The sequence below is a fragment of the Mesorhizobium sp. M0830 genome, from assembly GCF_040319965.1.
In the GTDB taxonomy this organism is placed as follows: Bacteria; Pseudomonadota; Alphaproteobacteria; order Rhizobiales; family Rhizobiaceae; genus Mesorhizobium.
The window spans coordinates 1-1493 of record NZ_JAMYOR010000136.1; the positions used below are offsets into that span (position 1 = coordinate 1).

Consider the following 1493-nt stretch of genomic DNA (forward strand, 5'->3'; position numbering starts at 1 on the left):
CTGTTGAAGAAGTGCTAGCGCAGGCGTTAGTGGCGTGATTCACTGCTCCCCGGAAGAATGGGGATTTGCGGATGCGCGGATTGGACGAGCGGACAGGTTCGCTGTTTTCGTATGTCGACCTTGAGGCGCGGGTGCGGCGAGATCATCCGCTTCGGACGATCCGAGAGATCGTCAACACGGCTCTTGTGGAGATGGACGGCGATTTTGCGGTGCTTTATCCGCCTGGGCTCGGCCGCCCGTCGATCGCGCCGGAACGGTTGCTGCGTGCGATGCTGTTGCAGGCCTTCTACGGCATTCGCTCGGAGCGTCAATTAATGGAGCGGATGGAGTTCGATCTTCTGTTCCGCTGGTTCGTAGGGCTTGGTGTTGACGAGCCGGCCTGGGATCATTCGAGCTTCACCAAGAACCGGGATCGGCTGTTGGAAGGTGAGATCGCGGCAAAGTTTCTGCGCGCGGTGCTAGCGCAGCCAAGGGTGAAGCGGCTTTTGTCGTCGGATCACTTCTCGGTGGACGGCACGCTGATCGAGGCTTGGGCTTCGATCAAGAGTTTCCGCCGCAAGGATGGCGGCGACAACGGCCCGGACGGTGCTGGCCGCAACGCCGAACGGGGCTTCCATAAGGAGAAGCGCTCTAACGACACACACCAAAGCACGAGCGACCCCGAAGCGCGGCTCTACAAGAAGGGCGATGGTCAGCCGGCGAGGCTGTGCTACTTGGGGCATGCGCTAATGGAGAACCGTCATGGGCTGGCGGTCGATGGCGGCATTACCCAGGCGACAGGCACGGGTGAGCGTGATGCCGCGCTCGCCATGTTGGACCGCAGACCGTCGCGGCGGCGCATCACGCTGGGCGCCGACAAAGCCTATGATGTCCGCCAGTTCGTCAAGGATCTGCGTGAGCGCAAGGTCACACCGCACATCGCCATCGACGGCCATCTGAGCAAAACCGGCAAGCCTCGCGTGACGGCGATCGATGACCGCACGAAACGCCATCCGGGCTATGATGTCAGCCAGCGCTGCCGCAAGCGGATCGAAGAGGTGTTCGGTTGGATCAAGGCCTCGGCCGGCATGGCCAAGGTTAAGCTGCGAGGATGCGCCCGTGTGAATGCTGCCTTCACCTTGAACCTGGCGGCCTACAATCTGATCCGCCTGCCCAAGCTGCTGGCGGCCCCGGCATGAGCATCGTGGCCCGCTGGCGGATCGTTGAGATGCCCGACTATGTCGAGGACTATCTCGACATGATGGAGCCAGCCTACATTGAATTCGCGGCCGATGGCTCCGGCGAATTCGCCTTCGGCTGCGTTACGGGGCAGATCTTCGGCGCGGGCCACGGCAACAACGTCGCCTTCTCCTGGCAAGGCAATGACGAAATGGACGAGGCCCAAGGCACTGGCTGGGCTGAAATCCAGCCAGACGGCTCTATCAACGGACAAATCTGCTTCCAACGCGGCGACGAAGCAGACTTCATCGCCCGCAAATGGACTTCTTCAACAG

At 61.5% G+C, this 1493-nt stretch carries 2 protein-coding genes; both read left to right on the forward strand.

Annotated elements, in window-relative coordinates; genetic code table 11:
* Window positions 1–71 precede the first annotated feature (71 nt).
* Window positions 72–1178, forward strand: a complete 1107-nt coding sequence (locus tag NKI20_RS33525) for an IS5 family transposase (RefSeq protein WP_352448110.1) — start codon at window positions 72–74, stop codon at window positions 1176–1178.
* On the forward strand, window positions 1175–1493 hold a 319-nt coding region (locus NKI20_RS33530; RefSeq protein ID WP_352838270.1), incomplete at its 3' end, for a hypothetical protein. The genes NKI20_RS33525 and NKI20_RS33530, both read left to right, overlap by 4 nt.

Coding starts and splice junctions, on each gene's coding strand:
- NKI20_RS33525 (WP_352448110.1), top strand. CDS start 72: ATGCGCGGATTGGACGAGCGGACAGGTTCGCTGTTTTCGTATGTCGAC.